Origin of the sequence: Pseudomonas cuatrocienegasensis (assembly GCF_900110925.1) — a bacterium.
Taxonomy (GTDB): domain Bacteria; phylum Pseudomonadota; class Gammaproteobacteria; order Pseudomonadales; family Pseudomonadaceae; genus Aquipseudomonas; species Aquipseudomonas cuatrocienegasensis.
Window position 1 is genome coordinate 184,750 of sequence record NZ_FOFP01000002.1, and the last position, 21,924, is coordinate 206,673.

Genomic DNA, 21,924 nt, shown 5'->3' on the forward strand with positions numbered 1-21,924 from the left:
GGCCTGGGTAGCCCACGCTGCACTCAGGTCAGTGCTGACAGGCGCTTGCGCCCAACCACCGCGCCAGGCAGTTGGCAGTATTTCAACCTATCCTGACTCGGCTCGTAACGTTATGAAACTGCTGGGGAATAGCACAACGCCAGACGGATTTTCTATGCTTTTTGGGTCTGCTTCCTGTGCATGGCCAGGAGCAGTTACGAAGGTTGTCGGGAATGGCAGCCGGGGTGGCTACCGCCATAAGTGGCCCCCATGACTCGAAACAGGAGATGCGCGTGTTTTATCTGTTGTCCGTGATTGCGCTGACTGGCGTGTTGGCGCCCTGGGTGACGCGAACACTGCCGCAACGTGCCGGCTGGGTGTTGATGCTGGCGCCGCTGAGCGTGTTTATCTGGTTCGTCGCGCAGATTCCCGCCATCGGTGAAGGGGCAGTGCTCAGCACCTCGGTGAGCTGGGTGCCGGCACTGGGTATCGAGCTGGCCCTGCGCCTGGATGGCCTGTCGCTGTTGTTTGGTCTGCTGATCAGCGGCATCGGCAGCCTGATCGTGCTCTACGCCGGTGCTTACCTGCACGGCCACCATCACCTTGGCCGCTTCCACGCCTACCTGCTGCTGTTCATGCTGGCCATGCTCGGGCTGGTGCTGGCCGACGACTTTATCGCGATGTTCGTGTTCTGGGAGCTGACCAGCATCACCTCCTTCCTGCTGATCACCTTCAATCACCAGAAGGGCGAATCACGCCGCGCGGCGCTGCAGGCCCTGCTGATCACCGGCGGCGGTGGTCTGGCCCTGCTTGCCGGCCTGATCCTGCTCGGCGGGGTCAGTGACACCTGGCGCTTCTCCGAACTGCAAGCGCACCTGGTCGAAGGCCATGTGTTGCTGCCAGCGATCATCGGCCTGGTGCTATTGGGCTGCTTCACCAAGTCTGCACAAATCCCCTTCCACCTGTGGCTGCCTAACGCCATGAATGCGCCGACCCCGGTGTCGGCCTACCTGCACTCGGCGACCATGGTCAAAGCCGGCATTTACCTGCTCGCGCGCCTAAACCCGGTACTGGGCGGCTCGGTCGGCTGGGGCACCCTGTTGATTACCTTTGGCGCGGCCACTGCCGTGCTCGGCGCCTTCCTGGCGTTCCGCCAGACCGACCTCAAGCGGCTGCTGGCCTACACCACGGTCACGGTGCTGGGCCAACTGACCATGCTGATCGGCACCAATACCAGCTACGGGCTGCAGGCCTTTGTGCTCTACCTGGTCGCCCACTCGCTGTACAAGGGCGCGCTGTTTATGGCCGTGGGCGCCATCGACCACGCCACCGGCACCCGCGAGATCGCCCGCCTGGGCGGGTTGATCAAACTCATGCCACTGACCGGCGCCGCGGTGGCCCTGGCGGCGTTTTCCAACGCCGGGCTGCCACCGTTTTTCGGCTTTATCGCCAAGGAGTTCAAATACACCGGGCTGATCGAGATGGGCACAATCGGCTGGGCCGTGACCCTGGTGATGATCCTGACCAACGCACTGCTGTTTGCCGCCGCCTGCCTGGTTTTCATCAGCACCTTTCTCGGTCGCCGCGGCGACTACCCCAAAACGCCCCATGAAGTCTCGCTGGCGATGTGGATCGGCCCGATGTGCCTGGCCATCGGCGGCTTCCTGCTCGGCGCCTGGAATGCCTGGCCGGAGACCTGGCTGGTCAACACTGCCGTACAGGCGGTGGCCAGCGGCCCGGTGGACGTGCGCCTGTATCTGTGGGGCGGGCTGACCCCGGCGGTACTGGCCAGCTTGCTGACCATCGGTTTGGGCATCGCCTTCTACTGCGTCCGCGACCGCTTGCGCGCCCTGCTCAACCGCATCAATAGCGCCTGGAACATCAGCGGCGATCTGCTCTGGGATCGCCTGCTCAAGCGTGTCTTCCTGTTCGCTGGGTTGCTTGCTGCACGCTTCCAGCACGGCTCCCTGCGCCAGCATCTGGTGCTGCTCAGCCTGACCATCGGCGCGGTGCTGCTGTTCAGCCTCTGGCCCGCGACCCAGACCATTGCCGATGCACAGTTCAGCCCGCCGACCCTGCTCGGCGTAATCGGCTGCCTGATCGCCCTCGCCGGCGCGGCCGCAGCAGCTTTCCTGCCAGGGCGCCTGACTCTGGTGGGCGCGCTCAGCGCCTGCGGCCTGGGCCTGGCGCTGTTCTTCGTCTCGGTGAATGCGCCCGACGTGGCCATGACCCAGTTGATGGTCGAAACCCTCAGCGTGATCTTCCTCGCTCTGGTCTTCCGGCGCATGCCCAGCATTCCCGCCAGCGGCGCGCGGGCGCCCTGGAAACGCCGCCTGCATGCCGGCGCGGCGATCCTCTTCGGCGCCAGCGTGACCGGTGCACTGCTGTTCGCCGTCAGCCAGCCGCTGCCGGGCAACCTGGCGGACTGGTACCTGGCCAATAGCCTGGAGGGCGGCCACGGCGCCAATGTGGTCAACGTGATCCTGGTGGACTTCCGCGCCTTCGACACCCTCGGTGAGATTCTTGTGGTCGCCCTCTCGGCCCTGGCCGCCGCCACCCTGCTGGCAGGCAGCCCGCGCCGCGCCGCGCAAAGCGGCGAGCCGGAATTCGCCTCGGTATTGCTGCGCCAGGGCCTGCGCCCACTGGCCCTGCTGATGCTGGGGATTGCTGTGCTGGTGCTCTGGCGCGGGCATAACCTGCCAGGTGGCGGCTTTATCGGCGGCCTGGTCGCCGCCTGCGCGATGACCGTGCTGATGCTGACGTTCGGCAGTGCCAATCAATCGCGCCTGGCCGCCTTCAAACCCACATACCTGATCGGGATCGGGCTGGCCTGCGCCGCCCTGGCGGGCATCCTCGCGCTGCTCGCCGGGCAGCCGTTTCTCACCGGCCTCTGGGCCTTTCCGGGGGGGCTGCCGCTGGGCACCCCGCTGCTCTTCGACGTGGGGGTATTTTTGACCGTGTTCGGTTCGGCCATGCACATGCTGACGCAACTGACGGGGGCACGCCGCTAATGGAATGGATTGCCGCCATCACCACAGGGGGCATGGCCGGCTTCGGCCTGTGGATGCTCCTGGACCGTAACCTCAAGCGCGTGGTGCTGGGCGTAGCGGTACTGGGCAACGCGATCAACCTGGGGGTGCTCACCGCCGGGCGCTTTGGCGCCCAGCAGGCGGCGTTCGTCAGCGCCGGCAGCGGCGCTGATGACCTCGCTAACCCGCTGCCCCAGGCCCTGGTGCTGACAGCGATCGTCATCGGCTTCAGCCTGTTCATCTTCGCCCTGGCGCTGCTCAAGCGCACCCGCGAACTGCATGGCGACCACTCCACCGACCTGATCAGTTCGATGACCGAGCAACCGGCACCCGATTGGCACGCCGGCGAACATGGCGCCGCGCCCGAGCGTGAACACAAGGAAACGCGCCCATGATGGCCTTGCTGGTAGCACCGGTACTGGTGCCCCTGCTGACCTTGGTGCTGTGCATCCTCTTGCGCGGTGCGCCGCTGCGCCTGCTGCAAGCCGTCAGCCTCAGCGGTGCCCTAGCGCTGCTCGCCGTCGGCGGCTACCTGGTCTGGCTGGCGGCCGGCGGTACCATCCTCAGCGGGCAGATGGGCAACTGGCAGGCGCCGTTTGGCATCAGCCTGGTGATCGACCGCCTGTCCGCCGCGATGATCGCCATCAGCGCCCTGACGGGCCTGGCGACCCTTGTCTACGGCATCAGCCGTGATGAAGACGCGCCGCTGACCGGCGACTTTCACCTGTTCGTGCATGGCCTGCTGGCTGGCATCGGCGGCGCCTTTATCACCGCGGACATCTTCAACCTGTATGTCTGGTTCGAGGTCCTGCTGATCGCCTCCTTCGCCCTGATGGCCTTGGGCGGCGGCAAACGCCGGCTCTCCGGAACCATCACCTACGTGGTGCTCAACCTGTTCGCCACGTTGCTGTTCCTGCTCGCCGCCGGGCTGATCTACGGCTCCAGCGGCACCCTGAACATGGGCGAGTTGGCGGTGCTGGTGCGCGCCGGCGAAGCGCCACCGGGCACCACCCCGGCACTGTTGCTGATGCTGCTGTCGTTCTCGATCAAGGCGGCGCTGTTCCCGGTGTTCGGCTGGCTGCCGGCTACCTACCATGTGGCTTACACCGCGGTGTCGGCGATGTTTGCCGGCCTGCTGACCAAGGTCGGCGTCTATGCCCTGATCCGCCTGGTCACGCTGCTGTGGCCGGAGTACGGGCTGATCCACGAGGGCCTGTTGTGGATCGCCTGCGCGACCATGCTGGTCGGCGTGCTGGGCGCCGCAGCGCAGACCGAGGTGCGGCGCATCCTGTCGTTCCATATCGTCAGCCAGGTCGGCTACATGATTCTCGGCCTGGCCCTGTCGACACCGCTGGCGCTGACCGGCGCGGTGTTCTACCTGATCCACCATATCGTGGTGAAGGCCAACCTGTTCTTTATCGGCGGGCTGGCCGCGCGCCTGTGCGGCTCCGAACGCCTGGCGGCGATGGGTGGCCTGTATGCGCGCTGGCCCATGCTCGCACTGCTGTTCGCCATTCCAGCGTTGTCGCTGGCGGGCATCCCGCCGCTATCAGGGTTCTGGGCCAAGTTTCTGCTGGTCAAGGCCAGCCTCGACAGTGCAGCCTGGATCGCCACCGCTATTGCGCTGATCACCGGTGTGTTCACCCTGCTGTCGATGAACAAGATCTGGAACGAGGCCTTCCTCAAGCCTCACCCCCAGGGCGACGAGCAGCTACCGCAACGCCTGGGCCTGCGCTCGGCCTGGTTCAGCGTCGCCGGCCTGGCCCTGCTGACCGTGGTGATCGGCCTGGCCGCCGGCCCGGTGATCGACTACGCCGCCGCTGCAGCCGCCCAGCTGGGCGACCCGCAGGTGTATATCCAGGGTTTTCTGCCGCAGGAGGGTGACTGAATGCTTGTGTTGCATCTCGCACTCAGCGTCGCTGCCGCCGCCTACTTCGGCCTGCTGCATGGTGCCGGCATCCTCCTGGCGTTTATCGCGCTGCATCTGCTGCTGCGCCTGCTGCCCATCGCCCGCAGCCGACGCCATACGGTATGGGTCGAGCGTGGCAGCCTGTTCAGCCTGTGGTTTATTGGCCAGGTGCTGCTGGCCAGTGTGCAGGTCGCTCGCCTGGTGCTGGCGCGTCGGGTACAGGTGGAGCCGGCCATCGTCGCCCTGCGCCTGCAGACCCGCGACGAGCGCATGGTCACCCTGATCGGTGGCTTGCTGACCCTTACCCCAGGCACCCTGGCGCTGGACTACCGCGCCGAGGATGACACCCTGTTTATCCATGCCCTCGACGCCCGTCACGAAGACGAAGTGACCGGCATGATTCGCGAACTGGAGCGCCGCCTGCTGCACTGGCTGCGCCCCGCCCCGGAGGCATCCAACCATGACCGTTGAACTCGCTGGCGCCGCCTGGGTAATCCCCATCGCGGCGGTACTTCTGGCCATCAGTGGCCTGCTGATTCTCTACCGTCTGCTGCGCGGCCCGAGCCGGCCTGATCGCGCCGTGGCGGTGGACGCCCTGACCCTGCTGGCCGTCGCCGCCATCGCCCTGAGTGCATTAGCCAGCGCCCAGGCAGTACTGGTGGATGTCGCCGTGCTGCTGACGTTGGTGTCATTCCTCAGTACGGCCGCGTTCGCCTTTCTGTTCCGCGACGTGGCACCCGGCAAGTCGCCCGACAAGGAGGCGCCATGAGCAGCCCGATCTTCGCCTGGCTGGCCTCGGCACTGGTACTCGCCGGCGCACTGGTATCGTTGCTGGGAGCCGTGGGCGTGCTGCGCCTGCCCGACAGTTACAGCCGCATGCATGCGGCAAGCAAGACCGGCGTGCTGGGCGCGGTGCTGGTGCTATTGGGCGTAGCAGTGGCAAGCAATGCCGAGGTCGCCCTGGAGGTACTGCTGGGCGTACTGGTGCTGCTGGCCACCGCCCCGCTGGCCGCCCATGTGCTGTCGCGCTCCGCCTACCACGAAGGCATTCGCCCGCACCTCGGGCGGCTCGGCGATGCTCTGCGCAGGGAAAAGCCGCCGCGCTGAATGGGCTATAAACAGGCTCTTCGCATTTCTGTGGGGATGTTGAGCTTGATACCGGACTGGCAAATTTGTGTGCAGTTCGGCAAATGACGTGGCATGGCCCATTCTCGCGTGTACTGAACGCTTGGGTTGCGCCCCTCACGGGCGCCACACCTTTCTTGCTTGCCCAAGAAAGGTGTGCCAAAGAAGGGCACCCCGACATCCGGGTTTCGCTACGCGAAACTTCCCTCGCTCCGGTGCTGCTCCGGGGGTCGGCGTACATGGGCCATCCCTGGCCCATTACGCCTCTCGCCGCATCCATGCGGCTCGTCCCCCTACGCAACACCTACGCTCGGCCTCCTGACGGGACCCGGTCGCGAGCTTGCAAGATTTCCACAAGATCAAGCACGGCGGCGTCTGGCTTTTGCCCTTGAATCGCGATCGTGCAGACGACACCCAAAGCCCCTTCAGGAGGCCGAGTGGAATCGCCGCGTAAGGGGTTGAGCGACATGGATGTCGCGAGAGCCACGCTGGGCCATGGATGGCCCTTCGTGGCGTACCCCTGGAGTGGTGATGGAAGGAGGGAACCCCGGCGCAGCCGGGGCCGGATGGTGGGGTGCCCTTCTCTTTGGTTACTTTCTCTTGGGCAAGCAAGAGAAAGTGACTCGCCCGTAAGGGGCGAAACAAGAAGCCTGAATCGACGCGCTAATGAATCTGTGGCAGCAGTAAAGAGCGCTGCTATCAGAAAACACAAATTTGCCAGTCAGGTGCCAGCCAGCACGCTCCCAACACTATGCGGAGAACCTATAAACAGCCCATCAGGCAGCGCGCCAGCCCTTGGGCACGCGGGTCCATCAGCACGTAGGGCCCGAGGTTGTTGGTGACGAAGCCGAAGGCCACATCGCGCTCCGGGTCGGCAAAGCCGATCGAACCACCGGCCCCCGGATGGCCGAACGCCCGCGACCCCATGCCATAAGTGGCGTTGGCCACCTGCGGCTGGTCGAGCATGCAACCCAGGCCAAACCGCGTAGCAGTCAGCAGGGTTTTGTCATCGCCCACGGCGTGCTCACGGGTCAGCTCGCTGAGCAGCTCGCTTTCCAGCAACTGGCCGTCGAGCAAGCCGGCATAGAAGCCCGCCAGGCTGCGCGCATTGCCATGGCCATTGGCGGCGGGCTGCTGCATGCGCCGCCACTCGGGTTTGTTGGTACTGGTCATGATCGACGGCGGGTTGGTGAACGCCCGCGTGCTCATGGCACTGGCATCATTCATCATGGTTTTCAACAGGCGCTGAGCGGCGGCGTCGCCCAGGTTGCCCTTACCGCGGCTGATAAATGCGACACGATCGAACTCGCTGTCCGCCAAGCCGACATGAAAATCCAGCCCCAGCGGTGTGGCGGTGCGCGCCACGATGGACTCACCCGGCCCACGTCCCTCAACCCGTCGTAGCACCTCACCCACCAGCCAGCCGTAGGTAATGGGCGCGTAACCGTGCCCCTCACCCAGGGCCCACCAGGGCTGCTCGGCAGCCAACGCAGTAGTCATGGTCGACCAGTCGTAAAGCGCTTCGGCCGGCAGGCTCTGGCGAATAGCAGGCAACCCAGCCTGGTGGCTGAGCAGGTGTCGCAGGGTGATGCGCTCTTTGCCTGCCGCGGCGAACTCCGGCCAGTAACGCGCCACAGGGGCATCCAGGTCCAGCTTGCCTTCGCCCACCAGTTGCAAGGCGGTAACGGCGGTAAAGGTCTTGGTGCAGGAGAACAGGTTAAGCAGGGTGTCGCTGTGCCAGGCCTGCTGGCCATCCTTGTCGGCTACACCGGCCCAGAGGTCGACTACGGTTTCGCCGCCCACCTGAATGCACAAGGCCATACCGCGCGCCTGCGGATCGTCGAACAGGGCTGCAAAGGCGTCCCTGACAGCCTCGAACTGAAGATCGAAATAACCCTGGATCTGCACGCGTTACTCCTTCGGTTTAGCGGGTGCCAACAGCGTCTTGGGTACCGCCAGGTTAGCGTCACGTACCGCTTTGACGAAGCCGTCCCAAGGGCGATCAGTGATGCCTACCAGGCCGAAGTGGCCGTTCTCGCCGTCGAGCAGACGCCCGGTCACCGGCTGGTCGAGATACTGGAACCAGTGCAACCCGACGATCTGCGGCTCTTCCAGGGCGCGCTGCAGGAAGTGCGCATAGGCCGGGCCGCGCTCCTCCTCCTTGTACACTTCGGCCACGCCACCCCAGAACGGCCCACGATCACGGGAACCGAAATGGAACTCGGTGACCATCAGCGGTTTGTCCAGCGCGCGCAATACCGCGAAGTCATAGCCGTGCTGCGGCTCGCGGGTATAGAAGTTGAAGCTCAGCACATCGCAATAGGTGGCGCAGGCGCTGACCGCCTCGGGAATACTGCTGGCGAAACGTCCGCCCAGCAGCATGTGGTTGGGCGCATGCCAGGCCAGCGAATCGGCGATGGTCTTGAAATAGGTGTCGGCGAACAGCCGCAGGAAAGCCTGCATATCACGCTCGATCGCCGGGAACTCCGGGTTCGGCAGCGGCGCCTGGAAGCCCGGGTCTTCCATCAGCTCCCAGGCATCAAGCTGGATACCCCAGGCACGCGACAGCCCCGCCTGGTTGCGGTACTGGTCACGCAGCATCTTCAGGAACGCGCGCTTGGCCGGCACGTCGGTGGTCAGGCGCAGGGTCGCGTAGGCCAGGGCATAACGCGCCTGCGGGTCCTCGGCGCGACCGGCCCAGGCCAGTTCGTTGTCGGCGAAGTAGCCCATCAGCCAGGGGTCCTCGCGGTGATCGCGCGAAGCGATGGCGATGGCGCGCTCGGCTGCCATGGCAAAACGTGGATCGAACGGATCGGGCATGCCGCCCCACCAGTCCACACCGGTGCTGATGGTCGCGTAGTCGCCATGAATCGACAGCGGGATGCTGTAAGGCATGCGCGCATCATCGGCAAAGCCGGGCTCACTCCAGTTGCCCAGGGTATTGAAACCCCAAGCCTGCAGACGGTCCTGGCTGCGGCCGCGCCATTGTTCGAGGGTCTGGCCGTCGTAAGTGCGCATCAGGTTGGCGCCGTAAAAATCGAACCAGCGGCCACTGGCAAAGGCCCGACCGCGGTTGGCGCCGGTGTCACTCTGGTTATTGCTACTGCCGTAGTTGACGGCCAGGGGATCGCCGTCAGCCGGCAGCGCGGTGAACATCGATTCGCGCCCTTCGACATAGGTGCGGCTGTTGTCGCGGGCGACGGTATTGACCCCCAGGGAATAGAACGGATTGCCTTCCGGGGTCACCAGGTACCAGCGCCCCTCATGCTTCTCGGTGCGGAAGAAGCCGGTTGCCTCGAACTGCTGAGCACCGGTCCAGCCGCCAAAGCGATCCTGGGCTGGTCGCTCGGCCAGCCAGGTCTGCAACTGCTTGTCTTCCTGACGAGCACCCTGTTTTAGCTGCTCATCCTGTTTTATCTTGTGTGGCCAATCAGCGCGCACATACTGGCCGTAGGTGTCGATGATGCCAGCGTAAACCTCGCTGAGCTGATCACCAGCGCGCACGCCGAAACGCCCCAACAGCAAATGCTGCACGGCCTGAGGCGCGGGCATCGACAGGGTCACGGAACGCACCTGGGTCGCATCCAGCTCGCCCAGCACGGTTTCGGCCAGCAACAGGCGGCGGCCGTTCTGGTTCCACGGCATCGGCGCACCAGCACGCATGCCCTGCTCCCGCGGCGAAGTGGCCCGCAGCGGGATCAGCAGGGTCTGCGCAGGCCCCGCCGGAATGGCGACGCGGGTGCTCAGGCGCTTGCCGTCCAGGCTCTCGATCTGTACATCCAGGGTCAGCGCCCAATCCATCGCACTCTGCACGCGCAGGCTCATCAGGCCCTGTTGCGACCAGTCCCAACTGCCGCTCTGTGGCAACAGGCTCAGACTGGGCTGCTCACCCGGATTGAAGGTGACTCGCCGCAGGACCTCGCCCTCCGGCGTGGCTTCGGCCGTGGTGCTGGGCAAAAAGGCACCCTCGGTCTGCACCTGGACCGCATCCAGCGGACGGACGAAATTGAACAGCACCTCTTTGTCATCCGCCTGCGCGCCGGCCGACAAGCCCAGCGCGATCAGCAACAAGGAACGACGCAGACGAAGCAGTTGCAGCCTGGCGTTGAGCATTACGACCCGCACTCCTGAAAAATAGTTGTTTGCCTGACACAGGCGGTCCCCCGAGAACGCTTCTCGGCTGGTCTACCGCCATTTAAGGGCGCCATAGTGCACCGGTTCAATGCAGCGGAACAGCCCCGCACGCAGGCTGTTGTTAGATGCAGGTTAAGGTGCCGGGGTTCAGTACAGCTCAGCTGATTTCCCGGCGAAACGGCGGCAGAGCATTGAGGATCGCCTTGCCGTAACGCTGGGTCACCACCCGTCGGTCGAGCAGCGTGATGATGCCGCGGTCCGCCTCGGTGCGCAGCAGTCGGCCGCAGGCCTGGACCAGGCGCAGCGAGGCGTCTGGCACTGCGATTTCCATAAATGGATTGCCGCCGCGCGCCTCGATCCATTCGGCCAAGGCGGCTTCGATCGGGTCATCCGGGACGGCGAAAGGAATCTTCGCGATCACCACATGCTCGCAGTAGGCGCCCGGCAGGTCGACGCCCTCGGCGAAACTGGCCAGGCCAAACAGCACGCTTTCCTCACCGCTGTCGACCCGCGCCTTGTGCTTGTTCAGGGTTTCCTGCTTGGACAGGTTGCCCTGAATAAACACGCGTTTGCGCCAGTCGCGCTCCAGGCCGTCGAAGACTTCCTGCATCTGCTTGCGCGAAGAGAACAGCACCAGGGTACCGCGACTGCCGGCCACCAGGCCTGGCAACTCGCGGATGATCGCTGCGGTATGCACCGCTGCCTCGCGTGGGTCGGCCTTGAGGTCGGGCACCCGCAGCACCCCCGCATCGGCGTGATGGAACGGGCTGGGCACCACGGCACTGACCGCCACCTTGGGCAGGCCGGCACGCATGCGGTAACGGTCGAAGGTGCCCAGCGCCGTCAGCGTCGCCGAGGTCACCAGGGCGCCATAGGCGACGTTCCACAGGTTGCGCCGCAGGGTCTCGGCCGCCAGGATCGGGCTGGCATTGACCTCGATATCGAACAGCGCGCCGCTGTCGGCCAGGGTCAGCCAGCGGGCCATCGGCGGGCTGTCCTCCGGATCATCCGCGGTGAACGCCAACCACAGCTCCCAGGTGCCCTGGGCGCGCGCCAGCAGGCTGCCGAACAGCGGGTACCATTCCTCGGCCTGATGGCTGGCGATGCCCACGGTCGCCTCACCGTCCATGGCCTCTTTAAGCTTCTCGGTCACACCAGTGAACAGCTCAGTCAGCTTGGAAAAACCTTTCTTCAACTCCAGGCCCAACTCCACCATGTGCTCGGGCACCACGCCACCGACGAAACGATGGCGCGGCCGCTCGCGGCCCTCCATGTCCTCGCCCGGCCTGAAGTCGGCGACCTGCTCGCAGGCAGTGAACATGAACTGCTGATGGGTCTTGAGCTCGCGGGCCAGCTCCGGCACCTGCTCGATCAGCCGCCCCAGGTCACCCGGCAACGGATGCTGGGCCAGCAGTTTAGTAAGGTTCTTGGCCGTCTGTTCGAGCCAGTCGGCAGTCGAGCGCAGGCGGGTGAAGTGGGCGAAATGGCCGATGGCCTTGTCCGGCAGGTGGTGGCCTTCGTCGAACACATAGAGGGTCTCGCGCGGGTCCGGCAACACCGCACCGCCGCCCAGGGCCAAGTCGGCCAGGACCATGTCATGGTTGGTGACGATCACATCGACCTTGCCCATGCCTTCGCGCGCCTTGTAGAAGGTGCACTGCTGGAAGTTCGGGCAATGCCGCCCGGTGCACTGACTGTGGTCGGTGGTCAGGCGCGACCAGGTGCTGTCCTCCAGCTCATTGGGCCAGCTATCACGGTCACCGTCCCATTTGCCGCCGGCCAGCTTCTCGATCATGCCGGTAAAGAGTTTCTGGCTCTGCTCATCGACATCGATGCGAAAGCCTTCCTCTTCGAACAGTTGCGCCGTGGCGCTTTGTGCGTGGCCCTCCTGCAGCAGCAGGTCGAGCTTGGACAGGCACAGGTAACGCCCGCGGCCTTTGGCCAGGGCGAAGCTGAAGCTCAGGCCGCTGTTGCGCATCAGGTCCGGCAGGTCCTTATGCACGATCTGCTCTTGCAGCGCCACGGTCGCCGTGGCGATCACCAGGCGTTTGCCCGCCGCCTTGGCGATGGGAATGGTCGCCAGGCTATAGGCGACCGTCTTGCCCGTACCGGTGCCCGCCTCCACCGCGACCACGGCAGGCTCGCCGACCCGCTTGCCTTCATCGTCAGTGGCGATGGTGCCCAGCACCTTGGCGATTTCCGCGATCATCAGGCGCTGGCCATAGCGCGGTTTGAGCTGCTTGGCCTCGAGAAAGCGAGAATAGGCGCCCTGGATCTGGGACTTGAGTTCGGTGCTGAGCATGGAAATCTGCGCGAAGACTGGGTAAGTTTTTCAGAAGCGGCGGCTATCATAACGCGCTAACCAGCCTCGCGCCGAACAGGGCTAGCAGCGCAAGCCCGGCTGGCGCGAAACCAGTGGCGCGACACAAATAATTGGTCGCTATCTGTAGGAGCGAATTTATTCGCGATAATCCTTGAAAGCGCTGAAGACGTCGCGGCTAAAGCGGAGCGCCGCCCGGCCCCTCCCACGCAGCCAGGCATTGACCGACATTTGCTGAATGACGCGGCACTAAAAGCGAATCACATCCACCGCGCCCGGCACACCCGCGCGCCCAGGCTGGCCGACCGTGCCGGCACGGCCATCGCGACCGCCTTCGGTGCTGTACAGCCAACAGCCTTTGCTAGCGCCACCCTCACCCGCATCTCCCGCCTGGCCCGGTGCACCACCTTCGCCACCCTCGACCCGTACGTCGATACGTTCGATCGGGAAGGCATGGGGTACTTCCAGACGCACCTGACCGCCCGGCGCACCATAAAGACCATCAGTGCCATCACGGCCATCGAAACCATGGCTGGCCTGCCCCAAGACGCAGCCACCGGACCTGCCATCGGCCCCCGCCAGGCCATCGTAGCCAGGCGCGCCACGGCCGCCGCGCACATCCACAACCAGTGTCTCGGTCACCACCTCTTCCAGCCGCAGGTGCAGGGTTCGACCGGCGCTGGCTGCTCGCTGAGCGGTGCCAGGTGCACCGCGCGCAACCAGCCTGGCGCCCTCGGCGATCTCACCCTGACGCACATGCAGGCGCAACGCCTGCTCACCGGGCGCCACACTGATGCGGGCCTCACGACCCAGGCGCAGCTCACCGATCTGCAACTCGGTCACCCCCGCGGGGATCAACAAGGTGCCGTGATCAGCCACCACCAGACGCTCGAGCACCAGCACTTGGCTGCTCACCGGGAGGCGCAGCATGCTGTGTTCATCGACATGCAATGCGTTCTGCGCCAACGCCGTGGCACTGGCAAACCAGGCCAGGAGTAGAAAATTACGCATGCTGCACCTCCCCGGCCTTTACCTCAGCAACGGCCCTAGGCAGCGTCAACAGGTGAAAAACGCCAAATATCAGTACTTGCAGGCGCGCCATGCGCGGACGTGGCAATGCGCTCAGACGCCCTCGAAACAGCAACAACTCAAGACTGTGCAGTACCAGCACCAGAACAGCGGCCAGACCGATCAGGCTGGCAAATGGATGGGCGAACGGCGTCGTAAGGTTAAGCCCCACTATTGCCCAGAACACCATCATCAGCGCCTTGCCTGCCCCCGAAACAACCCTCATGCCCATGCTCCCCTTCTCATTATTGTGCAGTGCAGCACCATACTGCCAAGGCGCGGCAGGCACCAGTGGCGTGCCTCACGCGTGCAGATACACAACGCGCTACGCCAGGCATACGCTGCAAAAAGGAAGGGGGGATTAACAGAAGAAACAGGCAGGGATAAACCACGCAACAGCCGGAAGATTCCGGCTGTTGCGCTCACACACGTCAACGCTTACGGACGGGCTTCGACCTCGGCCTCTACGCGACGGTTGATCGCACGACCAGCCTCGGTCGCGTTATCGGCAACCGGACGGGACTCGCCATAGCCAACGGCATTGACGCGATCGCCGGCAACACCATACTGGTCGACCAGTACGGAACGTACGGCGGCAGCACGACGCTCGGACAGACGCTGGTTATAGGCGTCGGTGCCCACGGAGTCGGTATGGCCTTCCACCACGGTGGAGGTTTGCGGATACTGGCTCATGAAATCAGCCAGGTTCTTGATGTCGCCGTAGCTGGCTTCCTTGACCTGTGCTTTGTCGAAGTCGAACTTGACGTCCAGCTCAACACGCACGGCTTCGGCGACCGGCTCGGCCATTACCGGCTCCTCGACCACAACCACTTCTTCAACTTCGACCAACTGCTCGCCACCGGCGCCATGCACCCAGCAGTAAGCTGCAGCCATACCAGCACCAACAACGGCGCCACCACCAGCCCAGGACGAACTTTCGATTGCGCCCAGTGCCGCACCACCTACGCCACCCACAGCAGCGCAGGTCGGCCAATCAGTTTTTTGTACACCCGCACAACCGGACAACACACCGGCTGCGAGGATCAGAGGTACCGCTTTCCTTGTGACGCTCATAGACAAGTCTCCTAATGGGATCGGTGCAAATCCGACACCTAATTATTAAAGACGGCTGTTTTAGAAACCGCCACATTGGATTTACACAGGTTTGCAGGCTACATGTCTAGGCTATATGGCCGCGCCACGCTAGTTTTTTCCGCCTTTTTCAAGGATTTTCCATGAGCCTATCGCTGTCTTCACGCACCCCTCAACAGGCCTTGGCGGCCCTGCTGGAGCTTTATGCCCCGCAGCGACTGCTGCTGATCGGAGCCCAGCAACTGCCTGCCGTCGATGCCTTTGCCGCTGCGCACCCGGCTTGCGAGATCGAATTCAGTCCGGCCGGGGCGCTCAGCGCTGATCTGGCAGCGCAGCGTTTCGACCTCGCGCTGGCGGTCGATTGCCTTGAGCACCTGCCGAAACGGGTGGGGCTGGAACTGCTGGGGGGTATCCGCAACCTCAATGCCAGCCGTATCGCCGTCCTGGTCGATCTCAAGGCCAGCCAGTGGCAGGAAACCGACTTCTTTTCTCTGGCACTGCAAGCCAGCGAATGCTTCGGCCGCGACGAGCAAGTCCTGCACCTGTTCACCTACGACCTGCTCGACTACAAGCAAGTACCGGACTGGCTCAACGCCAAGTTCTGGGCCAACCCGGAAAACTACGGCAAGTACTGGTGGTAAACATGCTGACGCCACACCCGACACCCTGCCCCTGCGGCAGCGGCGATTCGCTCGAGACCTGCTGCGGTCGCTGCCATAGCGGCCAAGCCGCAGCCGACGCCACGCAGCTGATGCGTTCGCGCTACAGCGCCTATGCACTCGGTCATATTGATTACCTGATCGACACCACCCTGCCAGCCCAGCAGAGCGACCTGGATCGCGCCGCCATCAGCGCCTGGAGCCTGCACAGCACCTGGCTGGGGCTGGAGGTGCAAGCCAGCGAGCTGATCGGCGGCCAACCCGAGCACGCCTGGGTCAGCTTCACCGCGCGTTGGCATGATGCCCAAGGCGAACATGCCCATAGCGAGCGCTCGGCGTTTGTTCAATGCGAGGGTCGCTGGTACTTCCTCGACCCCACGGTGAAGCTGCGCGCTAGCCGCAACGACCCCTGCCCTTGCGGCAGCGGCCAGAAATTCAAGAAGTGCTGCTCGGGTTACCTGTAAGCGGCACCGAGATTTACTCGGCCAGACGCAGATGGGATATGTCAGGGGCAGGGCCGGCCGACTCAGTCTTGCGCTCGCCCATGTCACTGCCCACAGGCGCCAGGCTGAACTGGCTCAGATCAAGGGCCGGTGTGGTCATCTCGGGCGGCGCATCCTGCAGATCGTCGCCAAGCGGGGCAATGCCGAAATCAGGCGCCTGCACATCGACGAACGCAGCCATGTACTCATCCCGCGGCGCCACCTGCAGGCGCCCCGGGCTCGTAGTTTGAGCGGCGGCAACAGGCGGTGGCGGGGCCAGTTCGATTTCCTCGACCTCGGCCTCCATCGCGGTGACTTCGACCAGCGCGCCAGCACGCGCCAGAGTGGCGCGGTACTTCTCAGCTCCGGCTGCGTCCAGGTTCTGCTTGATCACGATACGCCGACCGGAAAACAGCGCCTCGATGCGTGGCGCATCGGCCTGGAACAGCTTCGCCAGATTGGCCTTCACCGTCTCGATCTGCGCCCCATCCACCAGCTTGGCGGCAAAGGCTATCTCGTACAGCATGGTCATACTCCTGTCCTCAAAGTCCGTTAGGGTCCCTTGCCGATTGATGCGAAGCAGCATCAGGATCGTTATCTAGCTGTCGGCTTCACCGCAGACCGCGGGCAACGCCCGTGCAAATCTCACGCTGCGTGCGCAACCAGACGATTTCTATAGCTGCAGTATGGCGCAGGTTTTTTTCAGCTCACAACAGTGGCAGCCAAGCACTTGCTTGTTACACTGACTCGGTCCGACGGAGTATGAAATGTTTTCTCAGGCGCTAACGATAAGAATTCTCAGCCTACTGTTATGTGTTGGCCTCATTACCAGTATGAGCGGCTGCTCCACCTGGACGAGTGGAGGGTTCAAGGACCCTGACGTGCGTCTGATCAAGGTAGACGTCATTCGCGCCAAACTGCTTGAACAGCAATTCACGCTGCGCTTTCGCATCGACAACCCCAACGCCATGAGCCTGCCCATCCGCGGCCTTGACTACAACGTGCACCTCAACGAAATGAAGCTGGCCGAAGGCTCATCCGACGTATGGTTCACGGTGCCAGCCAACGGTCACTATGTCTTCGAGGTTCCGGTGCGTACCAACCTCTGGCGGCATGTTCGACAGATCGTAAAAATGCTCGAAGAGCCGGATGAACCGATCCGCTACCGCCTCGAAGGCGCCGTCAAGACCGGGTTGATGTTCGGCCGCAGCGTGCACATGGCGCGCAATGGCGAGATAATCCCCGGCGAATTTCTTCCGGAGTAGCTGTACATGACCCAACAACCCCACGTCCACGGCCCAGACTGCAACCATGACCATGACCACGCTCATGACGATCATGGCCACGTGCACGGCCCGCACTGTAACCACGGTCATCAGGAGCCCGTGCGCAACGCCCTGAAAGACGTTGGCCGCAACGACCCGTGCCCGTGCGGTAGCGACAAGAAGTTCAAGAAGTGTCACGGCGCCTGACGTGCAAATGAGCGCCTGGGGCTGGGCCCTTATCCTTATTGGCGGCGCCCTGCTGCTGGCCCTCGCTGGTTATGCGCTGATGCTCTGGCGTCGGGTTTGGCGCCTGCAGCGCGAACAGGCAGCGGCGCTGGCTGAACGCCGGGAACGTCTGGGCAACGACCTGCAGATTCTCGCGGGCAGCCTGCTCGACGGGCAGTTGCCGCTGATCGAAGGCGCCATCCGCATCAAGGTGCTGCTCGACAACTACGACACAGCCCTTAGCCTGAACCCCAACTGCACGGTGTTCCACCTGCTGTATGAGGCCACTGCTCACGTGCCCACCCATACGGACTGGAAGGCACTGGAGAAGACCGAGCGGCGCCGCCACGAAAAGCACTTCAACGAGTTGGAGCTGCAGCACAAGGCTTCTGCCCGCACGGCAGCGCGCTGGCTGCTCGACGAAGGTCTGCGCCACTGACGGCCGCCCCTTGCCAGGGGCGGTTGCGCTCTCTACCTTTAGCAGGCTGTTGAGAAACTACCTGCGTTGCCGATACGGCGTTAAAAACAGACTCGGCTGCCTAGTTTTTTCAACGGACTGCTACCCTACCCGATCAGCCCTTGCGCCTCGCCGCCTGCTGGCCGCCCTACCCTGCTCGCCTTACCCTGCGCATCTCAAGGAGTTCGCTGCATGTCATCGCCTGCCTTCCGCCCCCTGGCCAAAGTGGGCCTGCTCGCCGCCTTGAGTACCTGCCTGTTTATCAGTGGCTGCCAATCGTTTCTCAACAGCCGCTACAGCGACAGCCTGCCGCCTGAGCAAGGCATCGTGGCGATCAAGGGGCTGGCCAGCAGCGTCTCGGTCAGGCGTAACAGCCTCGGCATGCCACTGATCGAAACCAACAGTTTCCACGATGCCCTGTTTACCCTGGGCTATGTACACGCCGGCGACCGCCTCAGCCAGATGGTCAGCCTGCGCCTGATGGCCGAAGGACGCCTGGCCGAAATGGCCGGCCCTGGTGTGTTGGAAATGGACCGTTTCATGCGCGCGGTGAACCTGCGGCAGAGCGCCGAGGTGCTGTACAAAGCCGCCTCGCCGCGCATGAAGACCTTCTTCGAAGTCTATGCCCGCGGCGTCAACGCCTACCTGTTCCGCTACCGCGACAAGCTGCCGATGGACCTCGCCCAAGCGGGCTATCGTCCGGCCTACTGGAAGCCGGAAGATTCGGTGCTGGTGTTCTGCCTGCTCAACTTCGGTCTGTCGGTCAACCTGCAAGAAGAGATCGCCGCACTGGTCATGGCGCAGAAAGTCGGCAGCGACAACCTCGCCTGGCTGCTGCCGACCTACCCGGACGAGCCACTGCCGTTCGAGGAAAGCGACAAGCTCAAGGGCCTCAAGCTCGACGGACAGATTGCCGGGCTGCAGGCCGTGGCGGGTGCCAGCGCCCAATTTGCCGAGGCACACATGCTCGGCGTGGCCGCCTCGAACAACTGGGCCATCGCGCCGCAGAACAGCCGCAGTGGCAAGAGCCTGCTGGCCAACGACACGCACCTGCCACTGTCCATGCCCTCGGCGTGGAACTTCGTGCAGATCCGCGCGCCGAAATTCCAGGCCGCTGGCGTCTCCATCGCCGGCGTCCCGGCTATTGTCGCCGGCTTCAACGGCAAGCTCGGCTGGGGCATGACCATGGTCATGGGCGACAACCAGGACCTGTTCCTGGAACGGGTCAAGCGTGAAGGCAATCGCCTGCTGTACCAGGCCGATGGCAAATGGGTCGCCGCTCGCGAACGCCAGGAAACCTTCTTTATCAAAGGTGAGCGGCCGATTCGCGAAACCCTTTACGAAACCCGCAACGGCCCTTTGCTCAACTCGGTACTCGGCGCGCGCAAGCACCCGCTGCAACCCTTGCAGATGCAGAGCGGCTATGGCCTGGCGCTGAAAACCACACAGTTCGAGGCCGACAGCAGCCTCGATGCGTTTTTCGACCTGTCCCGTGCGCAATCGGTGGACGAGGCCTTTGAGGCCACCCGCGAAGTGCGCGCCATGCCACTGAACATTGTCTTCGCCGACGCCCAGCATATCGGCTGGCAAGTCACCGGACGCTTCCCCAACCGCAAGGCTGGCCTGGGCCTGGTGCCGTCGCCAGGCTGGGATGGCCAATACGGCTGGGACGGTTTTGCCGACCCGATGCTGCACCCTTACGACCAGGACCCCCAGCAAGGCTGGCTGGGCACCGCCAACCACCGCACAGCGCCGCGCGGCTACGGCATGCAGCTGTCCAACTCCTGGTTCTACCCTGATCGTTACGAGCGCCTGGCAGAGCTGGCCGGCAGCGGCAAACACGACACCCGCAGCATGATTGCCATGCAGTACGACCAGACCTCGCCGTTCGTGGCCAAACTGCAGGCCATGCTCAACGCCCCCGGCATGGCCGAGCCACTGCGCGCGGCTATCGATGCCCTGCCTGCTGCAGAGCGCAGCAAGGCGCGCGAAGCCCTCGACCGTCTGCTGGCATTCGATGGCAAGTTAGCCGCAACCTCCGCAGACGCTGCGCTCTATGGCGCCTTCCTGCATGAAAGTGCGCGGCAGATCTTCCTCGACGAGCTCGGTCCCGATAGCAGCCCCGCCTGGCAGGCCCTGGTCGCCACAGCCAACAGCTCCTACTCGGCCCAGGCCGACCACCTGCTCGGCCGCGAAGACAGCCCGTTCTGGAACGACACCCGCACCGCGATGAAGGAAGACAAGCCAGCCATCCTCGCCCGCAGCCTGGCAGGAGCCGTGACCTATGCCGAACAACGCCTGGGCAGCGAGCGCAGCGCCTGGCAATGGGGCAAGCTGCACACCTACAGCTGGACTACCGAGACCAGCAAGCTGGCGCCTTACCTGAGCAGCAGCCAGCGCGCCGGTATCCAGTCGCTCAAGGGCTACCTGGACCGTGGCCCCTACCCGGCCGGCGGCGACCACAGCACGCTCAACGTCTCGGCCTACAACTGGGGCCAGGACTTCGACACCTGGCTGATCCCGGCCATGCGCCTGGTTATCGACTTTGGCCGCGAGGAGCCAATGATCGGCCTGAACAGCTCGGGACAATCGGGCAACCCGGCCAGCCGCCACTATGCCGATGGCATCGAGGCCTGGCGCCAGGGCCAGTACATGAGTTTCCCGTTCCAGAGCCAGAACCTGGACAAGGTCTACGGCACCCGCCGATTGCTGCTGACACCGACGAAATAGCACCAGCAGGGAACTTCACCAAGGCCCTGCAATCAGAGCAGATGGACTTACTCCATCGATCATTTTCAGGGCACCTACGGGTGCCCTTTCTTTTGCCCGACAGTCGACGAGCATCATGCCTTGGCGAACTTTATCGACTCAGCAAACTCACACCTTATGCATCGATTGATTCTCCGGGCGCCCACGTGGCGCCTATTTTTTTGTCCGTCATCCCCATAAAACACCAGGCGAAAAAAAGCCGGGCAGCAAACCCGGCTTTCCATGCATCGCTGTCAGGCCCTTGGCAGGGTTACCCCCAGTTGCCCCTGGTACTTGCCGCCACGATCCTTGTACGACACCTCACAGGCTTCGTCGGACTGCAGGAACAGCATCTGCGCCACACCCTCATTGGCGTAGATCTTCGCCGGTAGCGTGGTGGTATTGGAGAATTCCAGGGTCACGTGGCCTTCCCACTCCGGCTCCAGCGGCGTGACGTTGACAATGATGCCGCAGCGCGCATAAGTGCTCTTGCCCAGGCAAATGGTCAGCACGTCACGGGGGATGCGAAAGAACTCCACGGTACGCGCCAGGGCGAAGGAGTTCGGCGGGATGATGCAGACATCGCTTTTCACGTCGACGAAGCTCTTCTCGTCGAAGTTCTTCGGGTCCACGGTCGCCGAGTTGATGTTGGTGAACACCTTGAATTCGTCAGCGCAGCGCACGTCGTACCCGTAGCTGGAGACCCCGTAGGAAATCAGCCGCTCGGCCCCGTCATTGCGCACCTGGCGCTCGACGAACGGCTCGATCATGCCGTGCTCCTGGGCCATGCGGCGAATCCATTTATCCGATTTGATGCTCATGGCGGGTTCCTGATCTGCGGGTGGTGAAAATGTGAGCGCATCTTACCGGTCCACGCGGGTCCGTTCAAAGGCTCTCGCGTCCGGTGTGGTGATCGCGACAGTGAACCAACACGCGATAATTTTGCAGAAAGCTGCACGCAGGCATCGCACTACGCGATAAAAACGAGTATGGTGATTCCACTGTGCTGCATGTGTCACCGCGAATCGCTACTTGATGCCTAGATTTCGATCCAAACATCGTCCGACTCCTAGTACTCGTTGCACTCAGTCCCGGCCTGGGCTTTTCCAGGGCTGTTAATAAAATTGTTAGGAGACATAACATGTCGAATCGTCAAACTGGCACCGTCAAGTGGTTCAACGATGAAAAAGGCTACGGCTTCATCACTCCGCAATCCGGTGACGATCTGTTCGTACACTTCAAAGCTATCCAGAGCGATGGCTTCAAGAGCCTGAAAGAAGGCCAGCAAGTGACTTTCGTGGCCACCCGTGGTCAGAAAGGCATGCAAGCAGAAGAAGTTCAGGTTGTATAACCTGCTTTAACTGTTTAGAAAGAGCCCCGCCTAGTGCGGGGCTTTTTTATGCCTGCGATTTACCACCACCTGGCCAATGAT

At 63.4% G+C, this 21,924-nt stretch carries 20 protein-coding genes and 1 pseudogene; 13 read left to right on the plus strand and 8 right to left on the minus strand.

Annotation, left to right across the window (positions count from 1 at the left end):
- Window positions 1-272 precede the first annotated feature (272 nt).
- From mbhE to mnhG, 6 genes are read left to right on the plus strand one after another with little or no spacing between them, the layout of a single operon-like run.
- Complete coding sequence (gene mbhE / locus BMW49_RS03745) at window positions 273-2,990, plus strand: hydrogen gas-evolving membrane-bound hydrogenase subunit E (RefSeq protein WP_069516219.1); 2,718 nt, start codon at window positions 273-275, stop codon at window positions 2,988-2,990.
- The gene (locus tag BMW49_RS03750) at window positions 2,990-3,403 is read left to right on the plus strand and encodes a sodium:proton antiporter (RefSeq protein ID WP_069515958.1); all 414 of its coding nucleotides are present in this window, start codon (window positions 2,990-2,992) and stop codon (window positions 3,401-3,403) included. Before mbhE ends, BMW49_RS03750 begins: the two co-directional genes overlap by 1 nt.
- The gene (locus tag BMW49_RS03755; protein ID WP_069515959.1) at window positions 3,400-4,896 is read left to right on the plus strand and encodes a proton-conducting transporter transmembrane domain-containing protein; all 1,497 of its coding nucleotides are present in this window, start codon (window positions 3,400-3,402) and stop codon (window positions 4,894-4,896) included. The genes BMW49_RS03750 and BMW49_RS03755 overlap by 4 nt, the downstream gene beginning before the upstream one ends.
- The gene (locus tag BMW49_RS03760) at window positions 4,897-5,388 is read left to right on the plus strand and encodes a Na+/H+ antiporter subunit E (RefSeq protein WP_069515960.1); all 492 of its coding nucleotides are present in this window, start codon (window positions 4,897-4,899) and stop codon (window positions 5,386-5,388) included.
- Window positions 5,378-5,686 (plus strand): MrpF/PhaF family protein, encoded by a 309-nt coding sequence (locus BMW49_RS03765; RefSeq protein ID WP_069515961.1) that lies wholly within the window; start codon window positions 5,378-5,380, stop codon window positions 5,684-5,686. The genes BMW49_RS03760 and BMW49_RS03765 overlap by 11 nt, the downstream gene beginning before the upstream one ends.
- Window positions 5,683-6,024, plus strand: coding sequence for a monovalent cation/H(+) antiporter subunit G (mnhG, locus tag BMW49_RS03770; protein ID WP_069515962.1), 342 nt, complete (start codon window positions 5,683-5,685; stop codon window positions 6,022-6,024). Before BMW49_RS03765 ends, mnhG begins: the two co-directional genes overlap by 4 nt.
- 780 nt (window positions 6,025-6,804) lie before the next feature.
- On the opposite strand, the gene BMW49_RS03775 is transcribed toward mnhG, so the two are convergent.
- The 6 genes and pseudogenes from BMW49_RS03775 to BMW49_RS25060 all read right to left on the minus strand — a co-directional run.
- Window positions 6,805-7,950: a serine hydrolase domain-containing protein gene (locus BMW49_RS03775; protein WP_069515963.1), complete on the minus strand. Its 1,146-nt coding sequence runs from the start codon at window positions 7,948-7,950 to the stop codon at window positions 6,805-6,807.
- Between the two features lie 3 nt (window positions 7,951-7,953).
- Window positions 7,954-10,155 (minus strand): beta-agarase, encoded by a 2,202-nt coding sequence (locus tag BMW49_RS03780; RefSeq protein WP_244168304.1) that lies wholly within the window; start codon window positions 10,153-10,155, stop codon window positions 7,954-7,956.
- Between the two features lie 178 nt (window positions 10,156-10,333).
- Window positions 10,334-12,478 carry an ATP-dependent DNA helicase DinG gene (gene dinG, locus BMW49_RS03785; RefSeq protein ID WP_069515964.1) on the minus strand — a complete coding sequence of 715 codons (2,145 nt, stop codon included), beginning with the start codon at window positions 12,476-12,478 and terminating at the stop codon, window positions 10,334-10,336.
- 267 nt (window positions 12,479-12,745) lie between these two features.
- Entirely contained in the window at window positions 12,746-13,507 is a 762-nt protein-coding gene (locus BMW49_RS03790) for a collagen-like triple helix repeat-containing protein (protein WP_069515965.1), read from the minus strand.
- Window positions 13,500-13,790 (minus strand): DUF1145 domain-containing protein, encoded by a 291-nt coding sequence (locus BMW49_RS03795; RefSeq protein ID WP_069516221.1) that lies wholly within the window; start codon window positions 13,788-13,790, stop codon window positions 13,500-13,502. Before BMW49_RS03795 ends, BMW49_RS03790 begins: the two co-directional genes overlap by 8 nt.
- Window positions 13,791-14,002: 212 nt before the next feature.
- Window positions 14,003-14,359 (minus strand): annotated as a pseudogene (locus BMW49_RS25060) (OmpA family protein); the annotation flags it as partial.
- A 440-nt stretch (window positions 14,360-14,799) separates the two neighbouring features.
- Here BMW49_RS25060 and BMW49_RS03805 point away from each other — a divergent pair.
- Window positions 14,800-15,297 carry a DUF6231 family protein gene (locus tag BMW49_RS03805; protein ID WP_069515967.1) on the plus strand — a complete coding sequence of 166 codons (498 nt, stop codon included), beginning with the start codon at window positions 14,800-14,802 and terminating at the stop codon, window positions 15,295-15,297.
- 2 nt (window positions 15,298-15,299) lie between these two features.
- On the plus strand, window positions 15,300-15,779 hold the full coding sequence (locus BMW49_RS03810) for a YchJ family protein (RefSeq protein ID WP_069515968.1): 480 nt from the start codon (window positions 15,300-15,302) through the stop codon (window positions 15,777-15,779).
- A gap of 13 nt (window positions 15,780-15,792) precedes the next feature.
- On the opposite strand, the gene BMW49_RS03815 is transcribed toward BMW49_RS03810, so the two are convergent.
- Window positions 15,793-16,329 (minus strand): hypothetical protein, encoded by a 537-nt coding sequence (locus BMW49_RS03815; RefSeq protein ID WP_069515969.1) that lies wholly within the window; start codon window positions 16,327-16,329, stop codon window positions 15,793-15,795.
- A gap of 235 nt (window positions 16,330-16,564) precedes the next feature.
- Here BMW49_RS03815 and BMW49_RS03820 point away from each other — a divergent pair, with 235 nt between their 5' ends.
- From BMW49_RS03820 to BMW49_RS03835, 4 genes are all read left to right on the plus strand, one after another.
- Window positions 16,565-17,062, plus strand: coding sequence for an LEA/WHy family protein (locus BMW49_RS03820; protein WP_069515970.1), 498 nt, complete (start codon window positions 16,565-16,567; stop codon window positions 17,060-17,062).
- 6 nt (window positions 17,063-17,068) lie between these two features.
- The gene (locus BMW49_RS03825) at window positions 17,069-17,269 is read left to right on the plus strand and encodes an SEC-C metal-binding domain-containing protein (RefSeq protein ID WP_083251639.1); all 201 of its coding nucleotides are present in this window, start codon (window positions 17,069-17,071) and stop codon (window positions 17,267-17,269) included.
- 7 nt (window positions 17,270-17,276) lie between these two features.
- On the plus strand, window positions 17,277-17,726 hold the full coding sequence (locus BMW49_RS03830) for a DUF2489 domain-containing protein (protein WP_069515971.1): 450 nt from the start codon (window positions 17,277-17,279) through the stop codon (window positions 17,724-17,726).
- A 210-nt stretch (window positions 17,727-17,936) separates the two neighbouring features.
- Window positions 17,937-20,474 (plus strand): penicillin acylase family protein, encoded by a 2,538-nt coding sequence (locus tag BMW49_RS03835; protein WP_069515972.1) that lies wholly within the window; start codon window positions 17,937-17,939, stop codon window positions 20,472-20,474.
- Between the two features lie 272 nt (window positions 20,475-20,746).
- On the opposite strand, the gene dcd is transcribed toward BMW49_RS03835, so the two are convergent.
- Window positions 20,747-21,313 (minus strand): dCTP deaminase, encoded by a 567-nt coding sequence (gene dcd / locus BMW49_RS03840; protein WP_069515973.1) that lies wholly within the window; start codon window positions 21,311-21,313, stop codon window positions 20,747-20,749.
- Window positions 21,314-21,633: 320 nt separating this feature from the next.
- Here dcd and BMW49_RS03845 point away from each other — a divergent pair, with 320 nt between their 5' ends.
- Window positions 21,634-21,843, plus strand: a complete 210-nt coding sequence (locus BMW49_RS03845; RefSeq protein ID WP_004423761.1) for a cold-shock protein — start codon at window positions 21,634-21,636, stop codon at window positions 21,841-21,843.
- The last annotated feature ends 81 nt before the right edge of the window (window positions 21,844-21,924 follow it).

What these genes read in the sequence shown, in the direction of transcription:
- BMW49_RS03830 (WP_069515971.1), top strand. Translation starts at nt 17,277, where the DNA reads ATGAGCGCCTGGGGCTGGGCCCTTATCCTTATTGGCGGCGCCCTGCTG.
- BMW49_RS03765 (WP_069515961.1), top strand. Translation starts at nt 5,378, where the DNA reads ATGACCGTTGAACTCGCTGGCGCCGCCTGGGTAATCCCCATCGCGGCG.
- mnhG (WP_069515962.1), top strand. Translation starts at nt 5,683, where the DNA reads ATGAGCAGCCCGATCTTCGCCTGGCTGGCCTCGGCACTGGTACTCGCC.
- BMW49_RS03755 (WP_069515959.1), top strand. Translation starts at nt 3,400, where the DNA reads ATGATGGCCTTGCTGGTAGCACCGGTACTGGTGCCCCTGCTGACCTTG.
- BMW49_RS03780 (WP_244168304.1), bottom strand. Translation starts at nt 10,155, where the DNA reads ATGCTCAACGCCAGGCTGCAACTGCTTCGTCTGCGTCGTTCCTTGTTG.
- BMW49_RS03835 (WP_069515972.1), top strand. Translation starts at nt 17,937, where the DNA reads ATGTCATCGCCTGCCTTCCGCCCCCTGGCCAAAGTGGGCCTGCTCGCC.
- BMW49_RS03750 (WP_069515958.1), top strand. Translation starts at nt 2,990, where the DNA reads ATGGAATGGATTGCCGCCATCACCACAGGGGGCATGGCCGGCTTCGGC.
- BMW49_RS03825 (WP_083251639.1), top strand. Translation starts at nt 17,069, where the DNA reads ATGACCCAACAACCCCACGTCCACGGCCCAGACTGCAACCATGACCAT.
- BMW49_RS03845 (WP_004423761.1), top strand. Translation starts at nt 21,634, where the DNA reads ATGTCGAATCGTCAAACTGGCACCGTCAAGTGGTTCAACGATGAAAAA.
- BMW49_RS03795 (WP_069516221.1), bottom strand. Translation starts at nt 13,790, where the DNA reads ATGAGGGTTGTTTCGGGGGCAGGCAAGGCGCTGATGATGGTGTTCTGG.
- BMW49_RS03820 (WP_069515970.1), top strand. Translation starts at nt 16,565, where the DNA reads ATGTTTTCTCAGGCGCTAACGATAAGAATTCTCAGCCTACTGTTATGT.
- BMW49_RS03810 (WP_069515968.1), top strand. Translation starts at nt 15,300, where the DNA reads ATGCTGACGCCACACCCGACACCCTGCCCCTGCGGCAGCGGCGATTCG.
- dinG (WP_069515964.1), bottom strand. Translation starts at nt 12,478, where the DNA reads ATGCTCAGCACCGAACTCAAGTCCCAGATCCAGGGCGCCTATTCTCGC.
- BMW49_RS03790 (WP_069515965.1), bottom strand. Translation starts at nt 13,507, where the DNA reads ATGCGTAATTTTCTACTCCTGGCCTGGTTTGCCAGTGCCACGGCGTTG.
- BMW49_RS03805 (WP_069515967.1), top strand. Translation starts at nt 14,800, where the DNA reads ATGAGCCTATCGCTGTCTTCACGCACCCCTCAACAGGCCTTGGCGGCC.
- BMW49_RS03760 (WP_069515960.1), top strand. Translation starts at nt 4,897, where the DNA reads ATGCTTGTGTTGCATCTCGCACTCAGCGTCGCTGCCGCCGCCTACTTC.
- BMW49_RS03815 (WP_069515969.1), bottom strand. Translation starts at nt 16,329, where the DNA reads ATGACCATGCTGTACGAGATAGCCTTTGCCGCCAAGCTGGTGGATGGG.
- dcd (WP_069515973.1), bottom strand. Translation starts at nt 21,313, where the DNA reads ATGAGCATCAAATCGGATAAATGGATTCGCCGCATGGCCCAGGAGCAC.